Here is a 6,682-nt window from a genome sequence, read left to right as displayed (position 1 = left end):
TTTGGTTGATCAGCTAATTTAGCCATACAAATCGTCATAGAACCGAGATTCTTTTCTGTTGCTGATATGGTTTGTTTATCTGAGTAGCGTTTTATTTCATCTTTTAAGAGTTCAAAAGAAGGTACTTCGTTTTTCAATTCATACTCTTTAAAGATTCTATCAATCGTAGTAGATAGCTCCTGTATTGCTGTATTGATTTCGGAAGAGCTTTGTTTTAGCTTATTGGTACACCCATTGCGTACCTTTTCTTTTGCTTCATCCCATTTAGAAGCATCAATGCGGTAGCCTGTAAAGAGTTCTACACGGCCACCATTATATACCACTCTTGCACGAATTGGAACGTTCTCTGTGATTAATACACCATCTTTCTTTCTCTTTTCAATAGCAATAGTTATCTTTCTTTTTATAGTCATAGTTATTTGTAATAGCACCCAAATATACACCCAATTTTGATACTATCATATAGTATTTTAAGGTATTTAATCGACTTAATAAAAACATAACTACCAATAAATCAAAATAATAGTATTTTATCACACTCTATTTATATATGGGTTATATTCCCTCTTTCTCCGCCACCCAAAATGAAGCCCGACGAAAGTCGGGTTTTTCTGTTTAACAGGCGAACCAAGCGCGCTTGAGCGACGCCGGTTCAACAAAAAAAGGAATGAGCGTAGCGAATGGCTTCATTTTGAGTGAAGCCTCCCCCCTAAGGGATGGCTGCGGCCTTCGAGTGCGGGGGTCAGCGCGGCGCAGCCAATCCCTTGAAATCACTCCCAAGTGAGCCTGCTCAGACAAAAGCAGAAAATGAAAAAAGAAATGAGAGTGGGAATTTATTTTTCTTAATTTGACAAATGCCTTACCCAAACCCCGGGTTGTACACCACTTCCCACACATGGCTATCGGGGTCCTGGAAGTAGCCCGCATAGCCACCGTAAAACGTATCCTGTTGCGGCTTCAGGATGGTCGCGCCCGCCTTGGTTGCCTGTTCCATCACCTCGTCCACTTCGGCCCGGCTGTTGACATTATGACCGATGGTAAACCCTCCCGGCGCATCTGACGCCACCGGAAGTCCCGTATCCCTCGCAATGCTTTTTCTGGGCCATAAGGCCAGCTGCAACCCTGCCTTCAAGCGGAAAAACGCCACCGCCCCATATTCGAACTCCCCACCGATAATGCCTTCGGTAGGCAAGCCGAGGCCATCGCGGTAAAAGGCCACCGCTCGTTCGAGGTCGGCAACGCCCAATGTCAATACAGTAATCTTTGCTTCCATCTGCTAAATGTACAAAATATATTATTGTTCAAAATGTCATACCCCGTCGGAAAATCCGGTATACGGCAGATCGCCACGGGCATCGGGTCTGCATGAAAGACCCCAGTCCAATGTTTTTGGAACATTTTTTGACCTTTTCATCTTAAAATGATAAATTTGCTTAATACGAGGAGATCAATGATGAAAAAAATTATTACAATATGTGTTGCATTGGTGGCTTTTATTTGCACCGGTGCTGTTGCGCAGCAAAGCAGCAAAGCAGAGTTTAAGTTTGACAAAGAAACACACGATTTCGGCAAAATCCCACAGGGAAAACCTGTAACCCATGTGTTTACATTCGAGAATGTGGGCGCAGAGCCCATCATCATCAGTGAAGTCAAGCCCTCTTGTGGCTGCTCTGTCGCCGAGTTTACCAAAACTCCGGTAAAACCAGGCGAGAAGGGCACGATTTCGGTCACATTCAATGCTGCCGCGAAACAACCCTTTACCAAAAACTTCACCGTCCGCTCTAATACGAAGACCCCGGTGAAAACGCTGTATATCAAAGGGGAAGTCACAGGCTAACAGACCATAAATCACACAAATAAAAAAAACCGCTATACACAGCGGTTTTTTTGTTGCATTAAGTCAAAAGCTATCCGTAATATTGTACCCTAAATCGCACAGTGACATGCCGCAAGTATCCATAAAGGCCGTCGAAATGCCGGCTTCACCAATTCGTAAACTAACCCCGTATGCCGACCGGGCAAAGGCCGAAGGCAAACAGGTGTACCACCTCAACATCGGGCAGCCCGATATCGAAACCCCACAGGGGATGCTGGATGCCATCCGCAGCGTTGATTTCAAAGTATGGGCCTACACCCCATCGGAGGGCACGGCCTCTTACCGCACCAAACTCGCTGGATATTACAATAAGTTGGGCTACTCGATCGAACCCAGCGATATCTTGGTAACCAACGGCGGATCGGAAGCCATCATGATAGCCATGCAGGCCTGCGCCAACCCCGGTGAGGAAATCATCATCCCCGAACCGTTTTATGCCAACTACAACAGCTTCGCACATTCTGCAGGTGTCACGGTAAAGCCCATCCTCTCCTACATCGACAATGGCTTCGCCCTGCCCCCCATCGCGGCTTTTGAAGAAATCATTACCGAAAAGACACGTGCCATTGCCATCTGCAGTCCGAATAACCCTACGGGCTACCTCTATTCGCGCCAAGAGCTGGAAGCACTGCGCGACTTATGCATCAAACACGACTTATTCCTCCTGGTAGATGAGGCTTATCGCGAATTTTGCTATGACGGCCACGAGTTTGTCTCGCCCATGCACCTAGAGGGTCTCGAGCAACACACCGTGATACTGGATACCGTAAGCAAGCGGTACAGTGCCTGCGGTGCGCGGCTTGGCTGCCTCATCACCAAAAACCACGACCTATGGCAGGCCGCACTGAAGTACGCCCAGGCTCGCCTCAGCCCCCCGGCTGTAGCACAGATTGCGGCAGAAGCGGCTGTGGACACCCCACAACACTATTTCGATGCGGTAAAACAAGAGTATAACGCACGTAGAGACACGTTGGTAGCGGGTTTGAACCAGATTCCTGGCGTATACTGCCCAAACCCCGGAGGCGCATTCTACGTGTTGGCCCGGCTCCCGATAGACGATGCCGACCGCTTTTGCCAGTGGATGCTGGAGCATTTCAGCTACGAAAACCAAACGGTTATGATGGCCCCAGCCAGCGGATTCTACAGCACACCAGATGCCGGAAAAAATCAGATAAGAATGGCTTATGTATTGAATATAAGTGATTTAAAAAAGGCATTGACCTGTATTGAAAAAGGCTTAGCTGCCTATCCCGGCCGGCAATGAGGCCTCTTGCACGGCTACAGCCTATCGAGTACGAACTGAAGCTGCTCCGCTTGGTTGAGGTCGGTATTATCTAATATGATGGCGTCTTCCGCGCGGACCAGCGGACTCTCATCGCGGGTAGTATCGATATAGTCGCGATGGGCCAGGTTTTCAAACACCTCCTCCAATGTGGTATCTTCGCCTTTTGCCTTCAGTTCGAGGTAGCGTCGCTCCGCCCGTACTTTCGGGTCGGCGGTCATGAAAATCTTGAGGTGCGCCTCCGGAAAAACGGTAGTACCGATGTCACGGCCATCCATCACAATGTTTTTGTCCTTCCCCAACCGTTGCTGCTGGGCCACCATCGCCTCCCTAACGGCCTTAACGGCACTCACTTCGCTTACATAATCGGAAACATGCATCTGCCTGATTTCGTCAGACACATCCTCCCCGTTCAAGAAAATACGTGTTTTCCCCGGTTCGATATGGAAGTCGATATGTATCTGGCGCAGTGCCGCCGCAACCTCCTCTTCATGCCGTACCGATACAGCGTGTCGTAAAAAATATAACGTCACCGCCCGGTACATGGCGCCACTATCGATATAAAGGTAATGCAACCGCTCTGCCAAAGCCTTCGCAAGCGTACTCTTCCCGCAGGATGAGTAGCCATCAATCGCAATGATTTTATTCGTCGTGGCCATTAAAGTCAGTTTTGTCCACCAATGAGCACCCCGGGTTTATTCAATACCGGAACTTTGATCAGATTGTCGTCGATTATGCTTTCCGGTAGGAAGATGTATTTCTTATCGTAGATGGTGCCATCGATATAATAACTGAGCCAATACTCGTTGGTGAGCCCAAATACCTGCTCGTCAATAGCCTCGATCCTGGCATAATCATGCGGATCGATATCACCGATAAAATGCCTCAGGACAGACGTTTTCACCTCTTTCTCATCTTTGATTCCGTATCCTTTTGAACTAACCATCACATTCTTGATCGGTTCTTCTTTTTCATTGATCAGGTATACGTTCCATGTCTTACCGGTAGGCGCTTCACCCTCCAGCACCACCGCAATGGAGATATCCTCGACGACATTCAGCGGTAGGTCTTTTTTCATTTCTTTCCTCTAGCTTTTTTCTTCGGCTTTTTCTCGTCCTCAGCGGCCCACTTTACCACATCCTCATACGTAATATCGTTCACTTCCGTCCCCTTGGGAATTTTGATATTCTGCTTACCGAAACGTATGAATGGGCCCCACCGCCCGTTTTCTATACGTGCATCCGCGTTCTCCTCAAAAACCCTGATGATTTTCTCCTTGTCCTTCTGCCGTTTGTCTTTGATGATCTCAATCGCCGACTCCGTAGTTACATCGAGCGGGTCCATTCCTTTGGGCAATGAGAAGAAGGCGTTGTTGTGCCGGATGTAGGGACCGAACCTTCCGACGGCGACCGTCATTTCCTTATCTTCAAACTCGCCTATCTTCTTGGGCAGCTTGAACAGATCGAGTGCTTCCTCAAAGGTAATGGTCTCAATCATCTGGCCGGGGCGAAGGCTTGCATATCTTGGTTTCTCCTCATCATCAGGCGAACCGATCTGTACCATGGGTCCAAATCGCCCTATGCGTACGCTTACCCGCTTTCCGGACTCGGGGTCTATACCCAGCTCCCGTTCATTCGTTGCCCGGTCGGCATGTTTAGTCGTTGTTTCCACCTCCTGGTGGAACGGTCCATAAAAATTGTGCAGCATCGCTGTCCAATCTTTCATGCCCTGCGCAATTTCGTCAAACTCCTTCTCCACCTTGGCGGTGAAGTTAAAGTCGACTATACCATTGAAATGCTCAACCAGAAAGTCATTCACCACTACTCCAATATCGGTTGGGAAAAGCTTTGATTTTTCGGTTCCCGTTATTTCGGTTTTCGTTTGCTTTGAAATGGCTCCCTGCGCCAATTCCAAGACACGGTAATCACGCGGTTTCCCGTCGCGGCTTTCCTTAACCACGTAGCCGCGGTTCTGTATCGTAGATATGGTAGGCGCATACGTAGACGGGCGGCCTATACCCAGCTCTTCCAGTTTTTTCACCAAGCTGGCTTCCGTGTATCGTGCCGGCGGACGGGAGAAACGTTCTGTAGCTAACAGTTGCTTCAGCTGCACCTGTTGCCCGCGCTGCAGCGGCGGCAGCAGCGCATTGTCAGTATCACCATCCAAATGCAGCTCATGCTCTTCGTCCGTCGATTCGAAATAAACCTTCAAGAAGCCATCAAACCGCATCACCTCACCATTGGCCACCAACTCTTCCTCGCGGGTAGAAACGCCTATTCTGGCTGTCGTTTTTTCAAATTCCGCCTCGCTCATCTGTGAGGCAATCGCCCGTTTCCAAATCAATTCATACAACCGGCGCTCAGCACTGTCGCCTTCGATGGTATGCCGGTCGAAATAGGTCGGCCGGATGGCCTCGTGTGCCTCTTGAGCACCTGCCGACTTTGTACGATACTGCCTACGCTTATGGTATTTATCGCCATACGCCGATCTGATTTCCTGTTCGGCACCCTGCAATGCCGTATCGCTTAAGTTCACCGAATCGGTACGCATGTAGGTAATACGCCCCGCTTCATACAGGCGCTGCGCAACGGTCATGGTACGGGCTACCGAAAACCCAAGCTTACGGCTGGCCTCCTGTTGGAGGGTCGAGGTGGTAAACGGCGCTGCCGGACTACGTTTGGATGGTTTCGTCTCCAAGCTGTTAACCACAAATTCCGCTTGGATGCAGTCTGTAAGGAAACGCTCGGCTTCCTCAACATCCTCAAATCGCTTGGGCAGTTCCGCCTTGAAAAGCTCCTTGGCATTGCCGGTATGGAAAATAGCTGTGATTTTGAATGCAGCTTCTGCGTCAAACCGGTTGATTTCACGCTCACGGTCCACAATGAGGCGTACCGCCACCGATTGCACCCGCCCGGCCGAAAGGGAAGGCTTCACTTTTTTCCACAGCACCGGAGAGAGCTCGAAGCCCACCAAGCGGTCAAGCACCCGGCGCGCCTGCTGCGCATTCACCAGATTGTAGTCTATGCTCCTAGGCGTTTCTATAGCACGTAGTATGGCAGGCTTGGTAATTTCATGAAATACAATGCGCTTGGTCTTATCCTCGTCTAGCCCCAATGTTTCATAGAGGTGCCACGAAATAGCTTCTCCCTCGCGGTCCTCGTCCGATGCCAGCCATACCGTATCGGCAGCCTTAGCCAGTTTCTTCAGTTCACTAACCACCGCCTTTTTTTCGGCGGGCACCTCATATCGTTGTTTAAAATTATCTGCTGTATCGATTGCATCGTCGGTTTTTACCAAATCGCGAATGTGGCCATAGCTCGATTTCACCAGGAAATCTTTGCCAAGATACCCTTCTATTGTTTTTGCTTTCGCCGGTGACTCTACAATCAGTAAATTTTTCGCCATTGATTCTTTGGATTTCTGCAAACTTAGATAAATTTGTTTTATATGCAATAAAAATGGGTTGTGTAAAATGGGGGTCCTTAGCTAAAAGGAACACCGCGAGTTGTTTACCAAATGGCAAA

General features: G+C 49.0%; 7 protein-coding genes. 2 read left to right on the top strand and 5 right to left on the bottom strand.

All coding sequences use genetic code 11. The features are described from left to right. A partial coding sequence (locus tag NGM62_RS10320; protein ID WP_262247715.1) for an Arm DNA-binding domain-containing protein occupies window positions 1–413 on the bottom strand: 413 nt, incomplete at its 3' end. A 446-nt stretch (window positions 414–859) separates the two neighbouring features. Next, window positions 860–1,273, bottom strand: coding sequence for a VOC family protein (locus NGM62_RS10315; RefSeq protein ID WP_262247713.1), 414 nt, complete (start codon window positions 1,271–1,273; stop codon window positions 860–862). 177 nt (window positions 1,274–1,450) lie between these two features. Between NGM62_RS10315 and NGM62_RS10310 the strand changes: the two genes are divergently transcribed. Together NGM62_RS10310 and NGM62_RS10305 are read left to right on the top strand one after the other, a co-directional pair. Continuing rightward, window positions 1,451–1,837 (top strand): DUF1573 domain-containing protein, encoded by a 387-nt coding sequence (locus NGM62_RS10310; RefSeq protein ID WP_390937009.1) that lies wholly within the window; start codon window positions 1,451–1,453, stop codon window positions 1,835–1,837. A gap of 106 nt (window positions 1,838–1,943) precedes the next feature. Continuing rightward, complete coding sequence (locus NGM62_RS10305) at window positions 1,944–3,140, top strand: pyridoxal phosphate-dependent aminotransferase (RefSeq protein WP_262247712.1); 1,197 nt, start codon at window positions 1,944–1,946, stop codon at window positions 3,138–3,140. A 14-nt stretch (window positions 3,141–3,154) separates the two neighbouring features. Here NGM62_RS10305 and cmk read toward each other — a convergent pair whose 3' ends face one another. The 3 genes from cmk to topA are packed head-to-tail and all read right to left on the bottom strand — an operon-like array spanning window position 3,155 to window position 6,563. Further along, entirely contained in the window at window positions 3,155–3,817 is a 663-nt protein-coding gene (cmk, locus tag NGM62_RS10300; RefSeq protein WP_262247710.1) for a (d)CMP kinase, read from the bottom strand. Between the two features lie 5 nt (window positions 3,818–3,822). After that, complete coding sequence (locus tag NGM62_RS10295; protein ID WP_262247708.1) at window positions 3,823–4,236, bottom strand: hypothetical protein; 414 nt, start codon at window positions 4,234–4,236, stop codon at window positions 3,823–3,825. Then, on the bottom strand, window positions 4,233–6,563 hold the full coding sequence (gene topA, locus NGM62_RS10290; protein WP_262247707.1) for a type I DNA topoisomerase: 2,331 nt from the start codon (window positions 6,561–6,563) through the stop codon (window positions 4,233–4,235). The genes NGM62_RS10295 and topA overlap by 4 nt, the downstream gene beginning before the upstream one ends. Window positions 6,564–6,682 lie beyond the last annotated feature (119 nt).

This window comes from Parapedobacter soli, from assembly GCF_025460835.1.
Lineage (GTDB): Bacteria > Bacteroidota > Bacteroidia > Sphingobacteriales > Sphingobacteriaceae > Parapedobacter > Parapedobacter soli.
Note: the sequence above shows the minus strand (reverse complement) of the source record. Positions and strands in the feature narration are given on the sequence as shown.

Coding starts and splice junctions, on each gene's coding strand:
- NGM62_RS10315 (WP_262247713.1), bottom strand. CDS start 1,273: ATGGAAGCAAAGATTACTGTATTGACATTGGGCGTTGCCGACCTCGAA.
- NGM62_RS10310 (WP_390937009.1), top strand. CDS start 1,451: ATGATGAAAAAAATTATTACAATATGTGTTGCATTGGTGGCTTTTATT.
- NGM62_RS10305 (WP_262247712.1), top strand. CDS start 1,944: ATGCCGCAAGTATCCATAAAGGCCGTCGAAATGCCGGCTTCACCAATT.
- cmk (WP_262247710.1), bottom strand. CDS start 3,817: ATGGCCACGACGAATAAAATCATTGCGATTGATGGCTACTCATCCTGC.
- NGM62_RS10295 (WP_262247708.1), bottom strand. CDS start 4,236: ATGAAAAAAGACCTACCGCTGAATGTCGTCGAGGATATCTCCATTGCG.
- topA (WP_262247707.1), bottom strand. CDS start 6,563: ATGGCGAAAAATTTACTGATTGTAGAGTCACCGGCGAAAGCAAAAACA.